This window comes from Metabacillus arenae, from assembly GCF_014773385.1.
GTDB lineage: Bacteria > Bacillota > Bacilli > Bacillales > Bacillaceae > Metabacillus_D > Metabacillus_D arenae.
This window is the reverse complement of the sequence record NZ_JACXAI010000029.1, coordinates 1-20116: the sequence shown is the minus strand read 5'-3', so window position 1 is coordinate 20116 and position 20116 is coordinate 1. Positions and strand designations below refer to the sequence as shown.

The following is a 20116-nucleotide window of genomic DNA, read 5'->3' as shown; positions in this document are numbered from 1 at the left end:
TCCGCTTTTCTAGTCACCGTTTGGATTTTTCCAGACGGTGTTAGTTTTTATGAAAATTTATTATTGACTACAACAATAAATTATTTTATAGTTAAACACGTTAATAGTTAAACTGTTTAACTAATTGGTTAGAGGGTGGTTTAAATGAGGGAAAAAGAAATTCAAGATTTAATTAATCGTTATTTAGATGTCTCCTTTTCTGTGCAAAAAAAGGCCGAGAATTTGATTAAAGGGGAAATCGGTGCGGATCTAACGAATGATCAGCATTATACATTGAGGTACATAAAAAAGAAGGAAATATGTACTTCAACCGAATTGGCTCAGATTTTTGATGTGAATAAAAGTGCAATTACGGCCATTATTAACCGCTTGGCAGAGAAGAACTTAATAGAGAGGAGACGAGATAAGAATGATCGGCGTGTCGTTTATTTAAAGCTGTCTAACGAGGGAGAGCAATTGTTCAACAATGCGGAAGGGAAAATTTGTGATTTGGTAGGATCTTTACTCACGAAATTTGACCATCATGAAATTGCTTCATTTATTGAAACCTATGAAAAGCTTAATACCGTATTAGAGGATTATAAGAAAATGGAGGATGAACTTTGAATAGGATCATTAAAGGGAAATGGCTAGTCATGATTGCTTGGATTGCTGCTTGTGCCGGCCTGTTCTTTATTGCTCCAAATATGGCAGATTTAGTGAAGGAAAAGGGTCAGCTTGAGATGCCTGATGGATATTCTTCTAAACTAGCAGAACAAATTATGGAGAATGTAAATGAGCAAGAAAAGACTGGGGCAGTATCACAGGTAGCTCTTGTTTTTCACAGTGATAAAAAATTGACCGAGCAGGATTATAAAGAAGCTGAAAAAGCAATAGCAAAGCTTGAAGCTAATAAAAGTGAGCTCGGCATTACTGAAATAATGACCCATTTCAATGATGAAAACTTAAAATCAGAACTTGTTTCCCAGGATGAAACAACTATTTTAGCAGCAGTTTCCATAGAGGTTGGCGGCCGGGATGCAGGGGAGCTTACTGATCTGCTTTATAAAGAAATTGAAGATACGAAGCTAGAACACTATTATTCCAGCAGCTGGATGGTTGATGAAGATTTAAATACAAATTCTGAGGAAGGCTTGAAGAGAACAGAAGGAATTACACTCGTCTTTATTTTAGCAGTGCTGCTTTTAGTATTCCGTTCCGTTATTGCACCGGTTATCCCGCTTATTACGGTAGGGTTTACTTACCTAGCCTCACAATCGATTGTTTCTATTTTAGTTGATGTGGTTAATTTTCCAATTTCCTCATATACGCAAATCTTTTTAGTTGTTATTTTATTTGGAATCGGAACGGATTATTGTATATTGCTCCTTAGCAGGTTTAAAGAGGAAATTCCAAAACAAGAAACATTGCCTGAAGCGATTATTGAAACGTACCGGACAGCAGGGAAAACAGTTTTTTTCAGCGGAATTGCGGTCATGATCGGATTCGCATCAATTGGCCTTTCAACATTTAAACTCTATCAATCTGCTGCAGGGGTAGCGATTGGTGTCGTAGTGTTATTAATGGCTCTTGTCACAATTGTACCTTTCTTTATGGCTGTCCTTGGCCCAAAAATATTTTGGCCATCAAAAGGAAACCTTGAACATAAAGACAGTAAATTTTGGGGAAGTGCTGGAAGATTTGCACTAAGGCGCCCTCTCATTGCCCTATTAATTGTGGCGGCTGTGGCAATACCTGTATTCTTAACATATGATGGAGATCTCTCCTTTGACTCATTGGCTGAGGTAGGAGATGATGCTCGTTCTATTAAAGCATTTAATATTATTGCAGACAGCTTTGGTCCAGGTGAGTCAATGCCGACACAGGTTGTAATAAGAAATGATGAACCTATGAATACATCAGACTATCTAGTGCTATCTGAAGAGATAAGCAAAGAGTTAAGTAATCTGAATTATGTCGATTCAATTCGTTCTGCTACCCGCCCCACTGGAGAACCGATTGAAGATTTGTTTGTGTCAGAACAATTGGAAGTTGTGGAAGAGGGGATTGGTGAAGGGAACAATGGTATAAAAGAAATTAGCGAGGGTTTGAATGAAGCAGGGAATAAGCTTTCGAAATCAGAGCCGGAGTTAAAAGAAGCGACTGATGGGATCAGTGAATTAATTTCCGGCACGAATGAAATAAAAACCGGGATGACTGAAATCCAAACCAATTTAACAAAAATTGAACAAGGAATTCGCCAAGGTACAGCAGGTTCTAATGAAATCATAGCTAATCTTGAAAAAATGAAGGCTGGAGCAGAGGAGCTTTTAGCTGGGAATAAAGAACTGCTTGCCGGCTATACGGAGATCGGTCATAATGTAGCAGCGGTAAATAATAAATATCAAGAGGTTGGGCAAGGTTTATCGTCTTTAAACCAAGCATTAGCATCGATTACGCCTAATCATTTCGAAGAGCTTGAGAAAAATAACAGTGAACTACTAAAGGATCCAAACTATTTGAAAATCAAAAATACGGTTCAAGCTGTGCAGCAGCAATTACCAGCTCTTTCTGAAGGCTTGACTCAACTAAATGCTGGTCTTGATCCGATTAGTAAAGGAATCAATCAAGCAAACGGATCATTTGGCAAAATAATTGAGGGGCAAAGGGAGCTTTCAAATGGATTATCTCAATTAATACAAGGTATTGAAGAGCAAAAAGCAGGCTTTGAGAAATTGGCGGATGGTCAAGGACAAATTGTGAACAGCTTTCCTAAGTTAACTGGCGGCCTTGATGATGTAAACCAAGGTCAGCAGCAGCTTATGGATGGGTTTGGCGGTCTTGGTGATCAAATGACCGAGTTAACAAATGGACTCGATCAAAGTACTGCAGGCTTAAATGAAGTTCACGATGGACTGGGCTCTGCGAGGCACTATTTATCAGGACTTACTGAATCAACAAATTCAGGAATATATATTCCTGATGATGTTCTCAAGGATAAAGAGTTCGAGCAAGCGTTAGATGCCTTTATGTCTAAGGATCGCAAGGTCATGACGATGGATGTGGTTTTCGAAGAAAGTCCTTACTCTAATGAAGCGATTGGCCAAACCGAAGTGATTAAAGAAACAATTGAAAGAACAACAAAAGGCACAAAGCTTGAAAGTGCGGATATTGCGCTCGGAGGGATTACAAGCACTTCAGCTGATATGAATGCAATGTCACAAGCAGACTATTCTCGAACAGTCATCCTAATGCTGACAGGAATTGCGATTGTATTATTCATTATGTTCCGTTCAGTCATTATCCCGCTTTATTTAATTGCATCCTTAATTTTAACTTATTATACGTCAATGGCGTTTGCAGAATTCATTTTTGTTAACATCCTTGGCCATGAAGGAATTGGCTGGGCAGTACCTTTCTTCGGCTTTGTTATCATCATTGCACTCGGAATTGACTATAGTATTTTCTTAATGGATCGATTCAATGAATATAAAGAAAAAACTGTTGAAGAAGCGATGCTTTTAGCAATGAGGAAGATGGGCACAGTTATTATTTCGGCTGCTATCATCCTTGGCGGTACTTTTGCAGCAATGATGCCATCAGGTGTATTAACATTAATGCAAATTGCTACAGTTACTTTAATAGGATTGTTACTATATGCCCTGCTGGTCCTTCCGTTATTCATTCCAGTTATGGCGAAAACTTTCGGTCAAGCAAACTGGTGGCCATTTAAAAAATAACATAAACTAACTTGAGGAACCGTTATTTAAAATCGGTTCCTCTTTTAATAGGACTGTTTTCTTAAACTTAGTCAACATAGTTTAATACTAACGAACGTGTCTCTCTTACAGTGGTGAGAGGTGGGATGTGAGATTTGAAGAAATTGGAGAATCACCGATTGCCTTTATATAACTGTTTTTATTGTTCAAAGGCAATGATCTTTTAGAAACTTGCTTTTAAATTCAAAGGGATCTTTAATGTGCAAAAGGCAGTGTTTCCATGAAATATATGGGGAAATAACACTAACTCTTGTAGAGAGGACGTGTTTTATTTTAAAAAGTGTACTTTTTTTAAAGTGTTAACAAACTAAAAAAAGCGGCCATAATCTTTTTGAGTGCCATTGGGTCTGAGGTCATAAACAATTTTGCAAAAAAAGGTTAATGATTTTTAATAGGATAGTCTTAAGTTGGACATGGCGTTCTGTGCTTTTGTTTTATTCATACTTTCGGCTCCTATTTTTCCTCTCGAAGGTAAATATGGAGCGAATAATTTAGCGGTCTTTTTTATATACTTGAGTCTTCAGCTTCAGATGAGTAGAAAAACAATTGGCAGTATATGAAAGATCTGGATAAATGGATGACCTTCCAACCAAGTTTCAAAATTGAAGAAATACTAGGAAAATAACCATAGACAGCCATTCATGGGAGATAGCGTTTACAACAATCTTTTTCTCCGTCAATCGTCCTTATTTAATAACCAAGACAAAAGACCACTCTTTCAAAAAAGGCAACATCATCATTCAGTTTCGAATTAAAATAAGGATGAATTTTGATGAATAAGGAGGAAAACATGAATGTCTGCTGAATCTGCTAATCAATCCAGCAAAAATAGTAAGAAATATATTTTTGAGATTCATTTTTTACGTGCTTTTGCTTGTCTTGCGGTTGTCGCGGTTCATGTCTCTGCCACTAATTATGGCATGAATGATGAGACGTGGAGTGATTTTTCTTATTTCTTGAATCAAGTTGGCCGATTTGGCACACCGATTTTTGCTGTTATCAGCGGGTTTCTTCTTTTTTACCAAGTGAAGAGAAAGGGCTTCAAGCTTGGCCGTTTTTTTACGTCTAGACTTTCTAAGATTCTTATTCCTTTTCTTGCGTGGAGCTTAATTTATCGTTATCTTTTATACTATTATAACAATCAAGCTATAGGAGAGCCTTGGGCTGAAATAAAAAAAATCTTAATGGGAGATTCATTTTATCACTTATATTTTGTTGCTATAGTAGTGCAGTTTTATGTGATTTTTCCGTTTCTGCAAAAGCTTTTCCGAACACAAACGCTTATGCTCGTGTTTACGTTCATTTCCCTGCTTATTAGTTATAACCTTTATGGCTTTAACCCTGGTCTTGAAGGGGAGTGGGGAGAATTCCTTGCAAGTAAATCGTTTATGCCGATATGGATTTTTTATTTTGCGTTTGGAGGCCTTCTTGCCTACTTTTGGGATGAAATTCTTAGCTTTGCAACGAAACGTCCTTGGAAAATGCTTATTCTCGCACTAATCATTACAGCAGGCGCTGTTGTTGAGTACACTTTAGAAGGAGCAGTTTCCAATCGGAGACTTTCCAACTTGGTAAATATACCATTGCTTTGTATTGCTACAATTGGAATTTACCCGCTTTTAGCTAAATCAAATTTTATTAAAAAGCCATTAACATTGATCGGACAATATTCAATGGGGATTTATCTAATTCACCCGCTTATCTTGTACTTGTTTGCCCGGCATTTACCTGAACAATATTGGAACATGAACTATATTCCATTGATGTTTGTAGCCGTTATGTTGATTGCTGTTATATTTATCGGGCTATTTTCGTTTATTCCGCTTAGCGGCTTTGTTATTCCTGTACCAAAAATTAAGAAATCAACAAAACCTCATGAAGCAGGAGAGGGAGTACAGCAGAAGAAACAACCTGCGTAAGGGATTGAATATAAAAAAGGTAAGCCTGTGCTTACCTTTTTTTATTTAGAACATTTTTTGTATGGGAAATTCCCACCTTTGTCACAATTGCGTGCAATATTTTGATGAGGGTGTAATAACATAATCTCTTCTTTTCACGAATTGTTCTTTCATAGAGCACGGGCGATTACGTTCTTTTAAGCTACTAGTGCAGCATACTGAGAAACATAAGATGCACAGGTCACAATATATGATGCACTTTCAACATATGCTTTGTAAGGTGACAGGAGCGAACATAAACTCTATTATCCATCCGGTCATCGATTGTGATTTAGAAAGACCGTTAACCACAATCGTGAGCTCACTGTAGATTTCGCAGAAGACTCCGAGTTTTAAATTCTGTAAAACCCTTCTTCGGTTATATCAAGGTTTTGTCAATTCAAAAAAATCATTGATTAAAGCATAATTTCCGCCCAGTCGACCGATCGGTTGTAACTTTTCAGTATTCACTTTATAGTTCTCTATATAAACATCGTCCTTAATATGGTAGCAAACCAATCTGCCTAGAACTAGATGATTAGTTCCAACTTCAATAATTCGATCTAATTTACATTCCATATTAATAGGTGATTCAAGAACTCTTGGTGCACGAACAATATTACTGTCTGCTGGTGTAACTCCCACTGCATCAAACTCATCCACTTTCGGAAGAAAATTCATACTACTCTCGTGCATTTGATTGGCTAGAGGAAAAGATACAATGTTAATAACAAACTCACCTGTCTCTATGATGTTAACTAAAGTATCCTTTAGTGTGGTGCGGGTTTCACTCGCCCCTGGACCAACGGAAAAGCATAGAGTAGGAGGGTTCCATGATGCCACCGTAAAAAAACTAAATGGGGCAAGATTTTGTGTACCTTGCTTATCGACTGTAGATACCCATGCAATCGGTCTTGGTACAACAGAACCGCTTAGTAACTTATAAACTTCCTTTTTATTTAATTCATGTTGCTCAAAAATCAAATAAAACCACTCCTTAGTTTGAGCTTTTCTTGATCAATTTGAAAATCCGTTTCGATGATTTATAAGGTAGAGATCGATATAAAGAGAGTCTGTTAAAAAATGGTAACATTTTCTCTTCATTGTAAAAAAAAATCTTTAGATTTCAATTCTTTTAATCGGATTGCTTAATCGCCCAATTCCTTCAATTTCAATAGAACAAGGACCATCCCATTTCTGGAAGTCTAGTTCACGTAGCTGGTACTTCCCTTTTGAGGCTGTTCCTATGTGAACGATGTCACCCGCCTCAAGCGTCATATATTTGGTAAGGTGGTGAAGAACGCGTGCTACCGAGTAATTAAGATTTCCCGTGTTGTCCTCTGTGCACAATTCATCGCCCATATACACTTTTACGGATAAAGCGTCAGGATTAGGGATCTCGTCTTTCGTTACAATCCATGGTCCACACGGTCCGAAGGTGTCTGTACTCTTGGATCTAGCGTGGTAAGTAAGGTGTTTTTCTCCATGCTCCCAGCCTGGTGGCGGTGGAGTAACACCGGGATTAGGGAAGACAATCGTGTCATCGCTTTTTAGTGTTACTGAGGTGATATCATTCATAATCGTGTAGCCAAATACCGCACCCATGGCCTCCTCTAGGGAGAGGGACTTACAACGACGGCCGATAACGACGGCTAATTCGGCTTCAGGATGGGTAAGGCCATAATCAGGTCTAATTTCGATCGGCTGCTCGTGACCGATGAGAGAAGACGGGGCTTTGTTGAAGAACATAGGATTATCTGTATAGAATTTAGCTCTATTGGTAATTGCTTTATTGTTACAAGCTACCGCAACGATTTTCGAAGGTCGCAGCACAGGTTGCAGCCATGAGACCTCATCTTTTAAATACCGCTTCACATTACTCTCTGCTGCGGCTTTAGCGGCGCTGTCAATGCTAGATTGTAAAGACGATCCAGCTTCAATCAGGGTAAGCATGCAATCAGGGGCATCTGTTTGATTTAAACCTGCCGCCTCAAAGGCATCTGTAAGTTTCACAACTTTTCCATCTTCAAGTGCAAAACCAATGGTCTTACGGTTGTCGACTATAAAACTAGCTAATTTCATGAACAATCTCCTCCTTAATTATAATCAAAGTATGAAAATTTAAAATAAAAAAATAGAATTGATACGTTACAATCAGACTGTTTTAAAAATTCTATCATTTTCAATTCGTCTAGCATCATATAGCGCGCTTTTTCATTTAAGCTAGAACTTTCTGGTCAATGAAAGTCATCCTTCCACTAATAATGTAGTGTTTTCAACGCTCATCCGTTTAATTTGTTCCTTCGTAAACCCATTGTTTAATAAATTGCTGACAAATGTTTGTAAACCTTCATCAGGATATGGATTGTAAGGCTGCCCGGTGTCTGTTGATAGAATACAGTGGTCTGGACCTACATATCTGATTTGCTCGTATAGTTCATCCCAATCTATACCAAATCTCGGTTTCACTAGCGCAAAGCAGTGTTCCAAATAGGCTCCTAATTCAGCAAGTTCTTTTTGTTCTTCTTTTGATAGACCAACAGAGGAAAAAGTAGGATGAGTTATAATGATTTTCTTCACATTTTTATCTCGAGCAGCAGTAACTAAAGCAAAGATCTCTCGTTTGCTTAAGTGACCTGTAGCTAGGATGAGTTGATGTTTAGAAATGAGGTCTAGGACATCCAATGACTCTTTTTTCAATTTCCCATTTTCATCCAATATAGAAATGCTAGAATGAGGTTGAGTAATACCCTGTTCTTTTAATTCAAACTGCAATTGAGCCCAGTATGGCAATTTGTCATATTTATCCTTTTTAAGAAAGAATTCTTGTTCATTTTTCGCATCAAACGTAGGCATCCAAACAAGTTTAGCTCCATCACGTGCGGCCATTTCTACAGCTAAAGGGCTAACACCCCCTACTAACTGATTTAAGGTGATGGCTCCGACCGGATTTAGGTTAGGATATATCTTTTTGACTAATTTTGCTCTTGCCGCAGTGCAGAAATAATGGGACTTAATCCCGAATCCTTTCATTCCTATTTTTTGAATCCGCTCGGCCATCTCCAAGTCGTCTAGCTTCCTTTCACTAACGTCGGGACCCAAGTGTACATGTAGATCATAGGCTCCTTCAAGTAACTCGGTGTACATCGTATCATCTCGCTTTCTTGTAATTCATCTGTCGGAATTGTAACCGGATACGAAACAACAAAAAAACCAACCGACGCCATCACAATATAGATTCACCTGAAATAGTAGGTGTAAGCTATTGTAGATGACAGATCGCTTGGTTTGCGCTGCTTTCCCAAAAGTGTTATGGCACAATAGGGACAACGTAATTGACAACCCGTCGTATAATATCCGATTTTTAAATATACTAACTTGTGTCCTATATTATCAGACATTATCAGGTAATTGCAAGTATATTTAAAAGATTATGGGAATTGCCAACATTTTGATAAATCTAAGGGAATACATTTTCGGAATAAAAAAGCTGATTTTCTTAAAAGATTTCCCTCAATACTGAAAACTATAGCGAGTCCACAGATTTAGAATGTTCCTGACGATCAGAAGATCCAGACTTCAAGGGCAATGCTTCGATCGGTACGGTATTGTTCCTGGCAATTGAAAAACCAGTATAAATGTAAATCAATGCAAATATAACACCAGTATAAATAATAGGGGTGATCAAAATATATTGGGAAACCGAGACATTTAATGTATTCATAATGAAAACAGCGGAGATCCCCCAAGGAATACCAGGACCTATAGCGGTTCCCGTGTCTTCCAACGATCTAGATAAGTTTTTGCGGTGTAATCCATATTTGTCGTAGAGCGGACTTAAAATTGGTCCCATGACTGCATAAGAGCTGGAAAAGTTCCCAGTTACGCAATAAAACCCTCCGTGTAAAAACAGTGAACAAGTCATCATTGCTTTGGAAGATTTCACCTTTTTCAAAATCGTATCAATCATAAGTTGTAAAATGCCTGTCGTTTTTAAAGGGGCTGCCAGAATAGAAGAAGCGAAAAATATCATTACAGTACTGAACATGCTTTGTAATCCGCCTTGCGAAAGCATGGAATCAACTATTTCTACACCGGTTGTCCCAACATATCCATCACTTAATGTCTTGGCAATGTCTGCTAAGCTGCTCCCTTGAACTGCTACTGCTAACACACAGGCAGTAATAATACCCAACATAAACACTGGTAAAGGCGAAGAACGTTTAAAAACCAGAACCAAAACAAGCAACGGTGGTAATAAAAGTAAAGGATTTAAATGAAAAGAATCCTGTAGAGTGCCTGTAATAAGAACTACACTTTCGTTGCCGGTTTCATATTGCTTTTCATTTAACTGAAAGCCGAGAATTACAAATAGAAAGATTGAAATAACATAGCCAGGCATGGTGGTGGATAGCAGATGCTTGATATGTTCTATTAAATTTACTTCGGTTAATGCAGAAGCAATAATGGTTGAGTCGGATAATGGGGACAATTTGTCACCGAAAAATGCCCCAGTAATGATCGCAGCTGCGGTGTATTCTGTTGGAATACCTAAGCCTGTAGAAACACCCATTAAAGCAATTCCGACTGTCCCAATCGTACCCCAGCTTGTTCCGGTTAGTATGGAAGTGATAGAACAAATCAATAGCGCAGCAATAAGGAAAATCGATGGCTGTAAGACTAGCAAACCATAATTTATGATCAGTGGAATCGTTCCAGAAATCATCCATGCTCCGATGAGCATCCCGACTGCCAATAAAATAAGAGCAGGAAGTAATATTTTTTGCATTGTATCGAAAATATCTTTTTCAATATCTTTCCACTGAATTCCGCGCATAATAGCCATAATAATTAACGTGACACCCGCTGTAAGAAGAACGATGGCTGGAGGAGCTTTGACGTAGACAAGCCCGCCTATAATGATAGCAAAAGCAACCATTAAAAATACAACTACATCTAGCATTGAAATAGGTCTTTTCATTTTTATATTCCTCCTTTTTGAAAGCACTATCAACAATGTTCAAACGACATTTTTTTTCAAACAATTCATACCGCTGTTGTTTTGTCATATTAACTCAAAAATGTGCTAAAAACGTAGGTTTTATTCATAATTACATTATGATAACATCTAAGGCAATTTTTGAAGATCCGTCGAATAACTATAGCGGGCAGGTGATCTCTGTTACTGTATAACATCATCCTATCAATTCATTTTCTTGTGACACATCTGTCAGCCTTGTAACCGGATACAAAACAACGAAAAAACCAAGCTAAGCCATCACAATATGAACCCACATTAAAAAGGATGTGAGCCATTGTAGATGACAGATCGCTTGGTTTGCGCTGCTTTTCCAAAAGTGTTATGGCACAATTGGGACAGCGTAATCGACAATCCGTCGTATTATAAAATTGAGTCAGACCCAACTTGAATTTTTATTATCATACATATCTGAAATTTCAACTTCCATACTATGGTCCTCAACGTTAATATTTTCCCTGTAAATAGAGCTGTGTTATTGGTCCCTTTGTAAGCCGTTAAATCCTTCAGTTGGGTACGTACCCCTTCTCGATGGGTAAAGTGTAATAGCAGTTACTGGTGGAACAACCGCCTGTTCATTTGAAGCATCGCCGCTTCGGTCCGTGCCCGTGCCTCTTCGTAAACACTGTTCCCGTTGGCGTCGATTCCAACGAAAAGAGGACCGAAGTTCCTGACCTTCAACTCCAACACGTTCTCCGTCCAGTTCGGCTGTTCCCAATACTTTCGCACAATTCCTTCCACCCCGCAGGTGTAAGTGGCCGTGCAGCCCCCTATCATTGAGAGATAGACAGCACCATGCTCCTGCATTGCCACCTGGGTAGCCTTGTCCATGCCTCCCTTACCTATTACACCGCGGATTCCCGAAAGCTTGATAAACTCGGGCGTGAATTCGTTGAATTTTGAACTCGTAGTTGGGCCTACCTCGGTTACTTTAAGAGTACCATCTGCTCGCTCCCGATACACTGCACCGCAGTGGCCTAAGAAAGAATCATTCACAGCCATCGGCAGGGGCTCACCCCTCCGCAGAAGTTCTAGGCTCCGTGTGAAGTGCCAGGGACGCATCACCGTAAAAAAGGTACCAGTTAGGTAGACCTTCTGCCCTATTCGAAGCTGACGGATATCGGCTTCGGATACGCGCGTTCCCAGTTCTACTCGCTCAGCCATGCAACTACTCCTCCTCTCTATGCTGGAACCATTCCACCCGACCGTCTTGGTAGATACGCGCCGTGCACTGCCGACCAGGCCAGCAGTTCTGCACCACAGCAACCGGTAGCCACGGACTATGAGTGAAAGCGTATTCAACATTGACCATCAAGGCTGTGGTATCTCCCGAGAGGCCCATCGGCCCGATTTGGCTCATATTGATGGCTTCTAGCAGGTCTTGCTCAAGCTCGGCGATTTCGGATTCAGCGTGGCGCTGGTATAGTGGCCGCATCGTGGCCTTGGTGGCTAGTTTGGCGCACTCATCGAAAGTTCCGCCGAGGCCTACCCCAACAATGGTAGGCGGGCAGGGGTTGGAGCCAGCTTTGAGCACACATTCCAGAATGTACTTTTTTACCGCTTCCATCCCCTCTTGAGGCTGAAAGACCTTAAAGAAGGACCAGAATCCTGAACCTGCCCCCTTGGGGAAACAGGTAATCTCGAGATAATCTGTTTCCGGGATCAGTTCAACGTTTACGATAGGTATCCCCGGCCCGGTATTGTTACCGCACCCCTCTCGGGTCACAGGATGGACCATCATTGACCTCAGGGGTCGGTTAACGGTCAGGTCAGCCACTACATCTGAAAAGGCCTGGCGGATGTCACCCTCCACCTCCATGCCTAGACCAGTTCTGAGATAAAAGAGTGGTACGCCGGTATCCTGGCAGATGACCGTTCCAGTCTCTTTTGCCGTCTGGACATTATCGAGGATGACCTCCAGAATGTTCCTTGCCTGCTCGTTGGACTCTCGCTTTAAGGCTTGTTTCAACGAATACCGGATATCGTCCGGCACCTGTGTCACCGCCCGGATAAAGACCTCTTTTATCGTCTCCCGGAGCAGAGCATACGAAATTGTCATCTATCTTTCCTCCTTTGAAAGTTGTCTCATAACATCACAGTTACCGGAGGCACAATTGGGACAGGACTTCTCGGTTGACCACGAATTGTGGACGGCGCCCTCCTAGAACATCCAAAATCGACTGGGCGCAGGAAATGCTCGTGCGTCCCAAGGCTTCCCTGGTGAAGGCCCCCATGTGCGGTGTAGCAATTAAATTGTTCAGTCCAAGCAGACGGCTCCCCGTGGGGGGCTCTGAGCTAAAGCAGTCCAGTGCAGCTCCTGCGATTCGCTTCTCCGCCAGGGCATGGAAGACCGCATTTTCATCTAACAAGCCTCCCCTGGCGGTGTTGATGAGAAAAGAGTCTGGCCGCATAAGAGCCAATTCCTCGGCCCCGATCAGGTGACGAGTGTTCTCCTTCAACGGGACATGTAGCGTGACAAAATCCGACTGGGAGAGCAGTTCCTCCATAGTTACAAGTGAAATGCCATGTTCCTTTACAAATTCCTCATCGGAGCTCCTTGCATAGGCGAGCACGTTCATCTCAAATCCCTGTGCTCTCCGGGTAACAGCCCGGCCAATTCGTCCCAGGCCAACGATTCCAAGGGTTTTGCCCCAGACTTCTCCTCCTGTGATGACGCTCCAGCTCCCTCCGATCACAAGTGAATGGGCAGCGGGTATACTTCGTGTCAGGGAGAGCATCAGTCCGAAGGTAAGGTCGGCTACCGCGTTCTCGTTTGTTCCCACAGCGGTGGACACCACCACGCCGCGGTGGCTTGCCGCCGCCACGTCGATGCTATCCACACCGATACCATGCTGCGCGATGACCTTCAAACGGTCTGCCCGCTCCAGAACCCTGGCAGTGATCTGGTTAAAGCCGGAGACAATGGCGTCAAAGTCGCCAATTAACTCTAGCAGTTGGTCCTCGTTGAGTGGTTTACCATATGGGTTAGCTACCACCTCGTACCCAGCTTGTTCCAACATCTCCAAGGCCTCAGGTGCCGTGGAGGCAAAAGTGGTGTTGCCAATCAACACCCGTTTCATAGAGTCACCCCATTCATATTATCCATTGTTCCAGGGCTTACCCTTCCGCATGTTGTCAATCTTATGTGAGAATATGGTGATCTCTAAGGCATGCAGATCAACCATAGTCCTCTTAAAGCATGCGGACTGGTATTGTTTTAGTACTGTCGTCGGATGAATTTGAACAACAAAAAAACCAAACAATGCCACCATTAAATGAACCCACTGATCGAAATCAGTCGTTATTCATTGTAGATGACAGATTGCTTGGCTTGCGTCGCTTATCCAAAAGCGTTATAGCACCTTTGGGACAACGTAACGACAACCCGTCGGATTTTAACTTGTATTCTATGCTATCAAACATTATCACATAAGTACAAGTACTTTTTAGAAAATTACAAAAAATCATCTTTTCAGCTTGAATCAATTTTTTGTAAATGATAAACTACTTTCGAATACGAAAAACAGTTTCTTTGCATAACTGTGCTTATCAAAAGCACTGTTAATAAACAAAGAAAGCCAAGTTTTTTGTCATTCAGCTTATTTTGCTGATGACAAAAGCTTGGCTTTTTTATTGGGGGAATATTCTATGAACAAGGTGGTTTCAAAAGAGTACGCAGTGTCACAAATCCCTAATGGTGCTACCATTATGTCTGGCGGTTTTGGCCAGGTCGGAAGTCCGCTAGAGTTAATTGATGAACTTTACCTTCAAGGTCAGTCTGAATTAACAATTATTAGCAATAATATCGGTGAACCTGGTAAGGGACTCAGTCGATTACTCGAAAATGGACAGATTAAGAAAGTCATTGGTTCTTATTTTACAAGTAATCGAATAGTGGGCCAGCATTACTTAAATGGGGAATTGGAAGTGGAGTTAATTCCACAGGGATCTTTTGCCGAAGCCATTCGAGCAGGGGGAGCCGGTATCGGTGGATTTTACACGAAATCATCCGCCGGAACATTGCTTGGCGAAGAAAAAGAAACGAAGCTCATTGATGATGAGCTCTATGTCCTTCAGAATCCCCTTAAAGCGGATTTCGCACTGATTCGCGCACATAAGGCAGATCGACTGGGAAATCTCATTTACCGGAAAACGGCACGCAATTTTAATCCTGCAATGGCCACGGCGGTGAGAACAGTGATTGTAGAAGTGGACGAAATTGTTGAACCAGGTTCCCTTAATCCAGAATCCATAATTACGCAGCATTTATACATTGATTACATTATTCTTAGGGGGACAACTCTATGAAAGATATAAAGGGTTTAATTGCTGAACGTGCAGCAGAAGAACTTCAAGACGGAAATATTGTCAATTTAGGAATCGGTATTCCAACCCTTGTGGTCGAACATTTACCGAAAGACGTTAGCGTTTACATGCATACGGAAAACGGGCTTCTTGGCGTAGGACCGAGTCCAACTGAGAATGAAATTGATCAAGATTTAGTAAACGCAGGGAAATTACCTGTTACAGAGGAAATTGGGAGCAGCTTTTTCTCCAGTGACGAATCGTTTGCTATGATTCGCGGTGGCCACATTGACGTGGCTATCCTAGGTGCATTGCAAGTGGACGAAAAAGGCAGAGTGGCCAATTGGTCGGTGCCAGGACAAGCGATTCTTGGGGTTGGCGGTGCGATGGATCTTCTCGTTGGTGCCAAACGCATTATAATTACCATGAATCATTCGACACGCAACGGTGAATCCAAAATTGTAGATACTTGCACCCTACCTCTGACAGCTGAAAGGTCCATTGACATGATTATTACAGAACTTGCCGTATTTACTCTGACAAAAGATGGACTTGTTTTAAAAGAATTGATGCCTGGCGTGACCTTAGAAGAAGTTAAAGCCAAGACCGCTGCAAACTTCATCATTGAATTGAATTAATTAGACAATTGTTTTTCATATCAATAGGATTAGGAGGTTACCTTCTTTGAATGAATTGACGGTAGGAAACTTATTTGATTGGAAGGAAAAAAATGTAATTATTACTGGGGCAGACAATATGGTTGGAACCACTTTAGCCCATGCTTTTGCTTTCCACCAGGCAAATGTAGTTTTGATTGATGGAAACGAAGAGTCGATGCTAAATATACGTTCGATTATCACCGAAATGGGACGGAAATGTTTGACTTACGGGATAGATATGACTGACGAAGCACTAGTGGCCAATGCAGTTGTCGATGTTTGTGAAAAGCTTGGAACGATCGATGTTTTAGTAAACCATACCAGTAAAAATATACGAAAAATTGAAACCGATACCGACAAAATATTTGAGATAGAGCCTAGAGGTATGCTTTTGATAGCTCATGAAGTGGGACAAGTGATGAAGGAACAAGGATACGGCAAAATCATTAATACAGCTTCCGATTTTCTAGAGAATGGACATCAAAACCTAGTTTCTCATATAACCAATTATAACGGTGTTCTTGAAATGACAAAATCATTAGCCCGGGAATACGTTGCATTTGGTGTGAACGTTAATGCAGTAGGCCGGAGTAGCATTTCTAACAAAGATAATTTATCTAGCAACCCAAGTGGCCTATCTACCCCAAAAATTCTCATCCATCAAAACGTAGAACCATCTGATTTGGTTGGCGCTTATCTTTTCTTAGCATCATCTGGAGCAGATTACATTACAGGACAAACATTATACGTTCACGATCTGAATTCGCCAGTGGAAAATAAGGTAGATTTGATACTGTAGTATGATGGATTTAGTAAGTCAAGACGATTATTGCATTATTCGTACTCTTGAATGTCGATCATACATTCAAGTACACTCAAAGGGAATCTTGGATCATAAACCTTAAGGGGGCTTTCCATTGGAGACCATTCTCATAACAGCTTATGCACAAGCACCAAAAGGCAGCGCTATGTATGAGGCTTACAAAACAACTGGGGTTATTTTGGAAATTAATCCGAATACCCATACTATTATTCGTTGTGAATATATATTTCTCACAGAACTTGGAAAAGATTTTATATCTAGACTTATTACTGGTTATGACTTGTCGAAAGGAATAGAACCATTGATAGAAAGAGTTCAAACGCATTGTTTTACAGCTTCCAATGATTCGATTGTTATGGCGCTACGCATCGCGTATCAACGTTATGTACAAACAGCGCTTCCGAAGTTAGGGAAGAAGCTACATAAATAATTTCAAAGGAATATAGAATTCATATGACTTTGGAGGGGGAATGAACCATGGAGGAAGTTGTCATTGTGTCAGCAGTCCGTACGGCTATTGGTAAACTGGGCGGCACTTTAAAGGATGTACTTCCAGAGGATTTGGCTGAAGTGGTAATCAATGAATCTTTAAATCGTGCTGGAATTCAAGGAGAACAATTAGATGAAGTCATTTTAGGACAAGCAAAGCAAAGTGCAGATAATCCGAATATCGCTCGGTTAGCTTCACTAAAAGCAAATTTACCGATTGAAGTACCTGCTTATACAGTTCATCGTCAATGTGGATCCGGTTTACAATCTGTAATAAATGGAGCACATCAGATTACGCTTGGATTATCTCAAATTGTCTTAGCCGGTGGTGTTGAATCGATGAGTACCGCACCGTATTATATACGAAATGCTCGGTATGGAGCTCTAGCAGGAAATACGCTTCTGCTAGATCCAAATACAGAAAGTCAGCCTCGTTCCCAACCAGCAGAAGTATATGGAGAATTGAATATGGGGATGACTGCAGAAAATTTGGCGGAGAAATATAGTATCAGTCGGCAAGAACAAGATGAATTTGCTTTATTAAGTCAGGAACGCGCCCATAAAGCTATATTTACAGGTCAGCTAAAGGAAGAGATAGTTCCCGTTCCCATCCCTCGAAGAAAAAAGGAGCCAATCTATTTTAAGACTGATGAACACCCTCGCGAAGCCTCATTGGATGAACTAGCTAAACTAAAACCAGTGTTTAAAAAGAATGGAACAGTTACAGCAGGAAATGCCTCCGGCCGTAATGACGGTGCCTCAGCATTGGTTTTAATGTCTAAACGTAAAGCACAAGACTTAGGTATAAATCCTATAGCCCGCTTTGTGTCTGAAGGAGTTGCTGGTGTTTCTCCTGAATTGATGGGGATAGGACCGGTTACTGCAATTCGTCTTGCTTTGTCCCGTGCAGGTTTGACCATAGATGATATCGATTTGATTGAACTTAATGAAGCATTTGCAGCGCAATCCCTTGCTGTATTAAAAGAAATCGGAATAGGAACGGAGAAAGTGAATGTCAATGGTGGAGCAATTGCGTTTGGACACCCTATTGGGAATTCCGGATCGAGGATTCTGGTGACCCTATTACACGAAATGAAAAGACGTCAATCTCGCTATGGTTTAGCCACTCTTTGTATAGCTGGCGGGCTTGGAATTGCTGCAATCGTAGAAAACTTACAATAAATTTCTGCCCCTTCCCTATGGTGTATATGTATGAAATGTTTGTCTCAGCTTTGCTGAAGATCAATACACTTTATTAGCTGGTTTAGTTCCAGAACAAAAGAGCAGCAGTAGCAAATCAGATGATCTTTAACTAAAGCTCCTCATACTATAAAATTATTATTCGAGTTCCCATTGAGACAGAAACGTATTCAGAGAGATCTGCAATTCATTGGGTTACTGAGCATAGGCAAATGATCTGTTTCCAGTATTTCAAATATATTGTGGGGTAAGATTAGAAATCATTTTATCCTGTTGGAACAGTCTTAGCTCTTGGTCATTCGCTAACTTTAGGTAAAGTTTTGGACATTTAGGGCTAGTGCTTCAATTCGATCCGTATAAATGCGAATTGACTCCGGTTCAAATCTACATACTGCTTCCGTTGTTCTTGCTCTAGTGAAAATCAAACTAAATAAAGGCTTTGCCTATCAGCGAAGCCTTTCCTTGGTAAGATCAGTAAATTTAAGTTCAATAATTCGCCAAAGGGTATAGATGATTATTTATATAAAGAAATCAGCTTATTCGCTGAATCAATTTCCATCTCTCATTTCTTGAAAAATACCCTAGCGTTTTTCTTATTTTTCTGGAGGGGTCTCATTTGACGGCAAGTTGATTAGACTGCAGAACCTTATGGATAAATTGAACTGTGTATTGAACGATGAGTTGCTTGTCGTTGTCCATCGAGGCAACATGATAGGAATTGTTAAGTTCAACCATCTCTTTATGAGTAGAGAGCACATGATTATAAATTTTATCTGAACAATGAGCAGGCACAACATGGTCTTCAGGAGATTTGAAAAGCAAGACAGGGGCAGTGATGTAACCAAGTCTTTGCTTTGTTTCTCCCATTAATGCTAGTAATTTTTTTATAGAAGCAAGCGGAATTTGGTTGTGGGTAATTTCTTTTACATTTTTCGCTTTTATATCCGGTTCACCTTCAGCGATAAAGCGGGGGGAGGTTTTTTCTTGATAGGCTTGATAAGCAGGAACTTCAAGAGCAGCATTGATTGTAATAACCCCAAGTATGTTATTTAATTTACTTGCTAGATCAAGAGAAAGTGTTCCACCCATGGATTGGCCAATCACAAAAATTTGACTGCAATGTTGTGCAAGCTTATCATATGCTTGCTTTAGATCTTCTTTCCAATCTTCATAACAGCTGCCTTCAAACTCCTCAACTGAAGAACCGTGGCCTTTTAATCGTGGAGCAAGCACGGTGTATCCTTCATTAGCAAATTGTTCTCCTAAAAAACGCACACTTTGAGGTGTTCCATTAAATCCATGGCAAATCAAAATCCCGATATGATTTCCTTTGTAAAAAAATGCTTCAGCACCCGAAATAACATTGTTTGTTTGCAAGCTCATAACTAGTATATCCCTCCTGAATTAAGCAAAAAACTATCATTACTTACTCTCTTTTAAATTTTTGTAAGAAATACCTCACATAAGATCTTTATTTTTATAAAACCGATAAGATTAGTTGGTTTTAAGAATATCACTTCATGAATCGATCTGTCAATCTGAAAATGAAAAAAGCCTATAGACAGACGCATATGGCAAGAGATTTTTTCGTGCATAAATTCAAAAATTGCTCATTGAATCCACGGAATCGTTCACAGAAAGGAGATCACGTATAGAATTGTGATTTTCGCTCATAGAGGATGGAGAATTCGCGCATAGAACGCACAATATCGCTCATAGAGCCCTTGAATTCGCTCATAGAAAGGAGAACGCACAAAGAATTGTATTTTCGCTCATAGAGGATGAGAATTCGCGCATAGAACTCCCAATATCGCTCATAGAGCCCTTGAATTCGCTCATAGAAGGAGAACCGCACATAGAATTGTATTTTCGCTCATAGAGGATGAGAATTCGCGCATAGAACGCAT

The 20116-nt window shown here is 40.4% G+C and carries 16 protein-coding genes and 1 pseudogene; 8 read left to right on the top strand and 9 right to left on the bottom strand.

From position 1 onward, the window contains the following. The first annotated feature begins 144 nt into the window (after positions 1-144). The 3 genes from IC621_RS19055 (at position 145) to IC621_RS19045 (ending at position 5677) form a co-directional block, all read left to right on the top strand. On the top strand, positions 145-606 hold the full coding sequence (locus IC621_RS19055) for a MarR family winged helix-turn-helix transcriptional regulator (RefSeq protein ID WP_191160396.1): 462 nt from the start codon (positions 145-147) through the stop codon (positions 604-606). Then, positions 603-3719 (top strand): MMPL family transporter, encoded by a 3117-nt coding sequence (locus tag IC621_RS19050; protein WP_191160394.1) that lies wholly within the window; start codon positions 603-605, stop codon positions 3717-3719. Before IC621_RS19055 ends, IC621_RS19050 begins: the two co-directional genes overlap by 4 nt. Before the next feature lie 833 nt (positions 3720-4552). Then, positions 4553-5677, top strand: coding sequence for an acyltransferase (locus tag IC621_RS19045; protein ID WP_191160392.1), 1125 nt, complete (start codon positions 4553-4555; stop codon positions 5675-5677). 179 nt (positions 5678-5856) lie between these two features. Here IC621_RS19045 and IC621_RS27215 read toward each other — a convergent pair. From IC621_RS27215 to IC621_RS19010, 8 genes and pseudogenes are all read right to left on the bottom strand, one after another. Further along, positions 5857-6031, bottom strand: a pseudogene (locus IC621_RS27215) (pyridoxal phosphate-dependent aminotransferase); the annotation flags it as partial. 48 nt (positions 6032-6079) lie between these two features. Continuing rightward, positions 6080-6679 carry a flavin reductase family protein gene (locus IC621_RS19040; protein WP_191160390.1) on the bottom strand — a complete coding sequence of 200 codons (600 nt, stop codon included), beginning with the start codon at positions 6677-6679 and terminating at the stop codon, positions 6080-6082. Positions 6680-6814: 135 nt separating this feature from the next. After that, the gene (locus IC621_RS19035; protein WP_191160388.1) at positions 6815-7777 is read right to left on the bottom strand and encodes a fumarylacetoacetate hydrolase family protein; all 963 of its coding nucleotides are present in this window, start codon (positions 7775-7777) and stop codon (positions 6815-6817) included. Positions 7778-7942: 165 nt separating this feature from the next. After that, complete coding sequence (locus IC621_RS19030; RefSeq protein WP_191160386.1) at positions 7943-8842, bottom strand: DUF6282 family protein; 900 nt, start codon at positions 8840-8842, stop codon at positions 7943-7945. Between the two features lie 379 nt (positions 8843-9221). Next, the gene (nhaC, locus tag IC621_RS19025; protein WP_191160384.1) at positions 9222-10676 is read right to left on the bottom strand and encodes a Na+/H+ antiporter NhaC; all 1455 of its coding nucleotides are present in this window, start codon (positions 10674-10676) and stop codon (positions 9222-9224) included. Positions 10677-11285: 609 nt separating this feature from the next. Continuing rightward, complete coding sequence (locus IC621_RS19020) at positions 11286-11897, bottom strand: FumA C-terminus/TtdB family hydratase beta subunit (protein WP_191160381.1); 612 nt, start codon at positions 11895-11897, stop codon at positions 11286-11288. A gap of 4 nt (positions 11898-11901) precedes the next feature. Then, a complete protein-coding gene (locus IC621_RS19015; protein WP_191160379.1) occupies positions 11902-12792 on the bottom strand; it encodes a fumarate hydratase in 891 nt (296 codons plus the stop codon). Positions 12793-12832: 40 nt separating this feature from the next. Further along, the gene (locus IC621_RS19010) at positions 12833-13813 is read right to left on the bottom strand and encodes a phosphoglycerate dehydrogenase (protein ID WP_191160377.1); all 981 of its coding nucleotides are present in this window, start codon (positions 13811-13813) and stop codon (positions 12833-12835) included. A 568-nt stretch (positions 13814-14381) separates the two neighbouring features. Here IC621_RS19010 and IC621_RS19005 point away from each other — a divergent pair. The 5 genes from IC621_RS19005 (at position 14382) to IC621_RS18985 (ending at position 18191) form a co-directional block, all read left to right on the top strand. Further along, the gene (locus tag IC621_RS19005) at positions 14382-15041 is read left to right on the top strand and encodes a CoA transferase subunit A (protein ID WP_191160375.1); all 660 of its coding nucleotides are present in this window, start codon (positions 14382-14384) and stop codon (positions 15039-15041) included. After that, entirely contained in the window at positions 15038-15676 is a 639-nt protein-coding gene (locus tag IC621_RS19000; protein WP_191160373.1) for a 3-oxoacid CoA-transferase subunit B, read from the top strand. The genes IC621_RS19005 and IC621_RS19000 overlap by 4 nt, the downstream gene beginning before the upstream one ends. Before the next feature lie 46 nt (positions 15677-15722). Then, entirely contained in the window at positions 15723-16496 is a 774-nt protein-coding gene (locus IC621_RS18995; RefSeq protein ID WP_191160371.1) for an SDR family NAD(P)-dependent oxidoreductase, read from the top strand. 118 nt (positions 16497-16614) lie between these two features. Next, on the top strand, positions 16615-16950 hold the full coding sequence (locus IC621_RS18990; RefSeq protein WP_224752647.1) for a DUF3870 domain-containing protein: 336 nt from the start codon (positions 16615-16617) through the stop codon (positions 16948-16950). A 47-nt stretch (positions 16951-16997) separates the two neighbouring features. After that, complete coding sequence (locus tag IC621_RS18985; RefSeq protein ID WP_191160369.1) at positions 16998-18191, top strand: thiolase family protein; 1194 nt, start codon at positions 16998-17000, stop codon at positions 18189-18191. A 630-nt stretch (positions 18192-18821) separates the two neighbouring features. On the opposite strand, the gene IC621_RS18980 is transcribed toward IC621_RS18985, so the two are convergent. Continuing rightward, positions 18822-19592 (bottom strand): alpha/beta hydrolase, encoded by a 771-nt coding sequence (locus IC621_RS18980; RefSeq protein ID WP_191160367.1) that lies wholly within the window; start codon positions 19590-19592, stop codon positions 18822-18824. Positions 19593-20116: the final 524 nt, after the last annotated feature.

What these genes read in the sequence shown, in the direction of transcription:
- IC621_RS19055 (WP_191160396.1), top strand. Translation starts at nt 145, where the DNA reads ATGAGGGAAAAAGAAATTCAAGATTTAATTAATCGTTATTTAGATGTC.
- IC621_RS19045 (WP_191160392.1), top strand. Translation starts at nt 4,553, where the DNA reads ATGTCTGCTGAATCTGCTAATCAATCCAGCAAAAATAGTAAGAAATAT.
- IC621_RS19035 (WP_191160388.1), bottom strand. Translation starts at nt 7,777, where the DNA reads ATGAAATTAGCTAGTTTTATAGTCGACAACCGTAAGACCATTGGTTTT.
- IC621_RS19030 (WP_191160386.1), bottom strand. Translation starts at nt 8,842, where the DNA reads ATGTACACCGAGTTACTTGAAGGAGCCTATGATCTACATGTACACTTG.
- nhaC (WP_191160384.1), bottom strand. Translation starts at nt 10,676, where the DNA reads ATGAAAAGACCTATTTCAATGCTAGATGTAGTTGTATTTTTAATGGTT.
- IC621_RS19020 (WP_191160381.1), bottom strand. Translation starts at nt 11,897, where the DNA reads ATGGCTGAGCGAGTAGAACTGGGAACGCGCGTATCCGAAGCCGATATC.
- IC621_RS19015 (WP_191160379.1), bottom strand. Translation starts at nt 12,792, where the DNA reads ATGACAATTTCGTATGCTCTGCTCCGGGAGACGATAAAAGAGGTCTTT.
- IC621_RS19010 (WP_191160377.1), bottom strand. Translation starts at nt 13,813, where the DNA reads ATGAAACGGGTGTTGATTGGCAACACCACTTTTGCCTCCACGGCACCT.
- IC621_RS19005 (WP_191160375.1), top strand. Translation starts at nt 14,382, where the DNA reads ATGAACAAGGTGGTTTCAAAAGAGTACGCAGTGTCACAAATCCCTAAT.
- IC621_RS19000 (WP_191160373.1), top strand. Translation starts at nt 15,038, where the DNA reads ATGAAAGATATAAAGGGTTTAATTGCTGAACGTGCAGCAGAAGAACTT.
- IC621_RS18985 (WP_191160369.1), top strand. Translation starts at nt 16,998, where the DNA reads ATGGAGGAAGTTGTCATTGTGTCAGCAGTCCGTACGGCTATTGGTAAA.
- IC621_RS18980 (WP_191160367.1), bottom strand. Translation starts at nt 19,592, where the DNA reads ATGAGCTTGCAAACAAACAATGTTATTTCGGGTGCTGAAGCATTTTTT.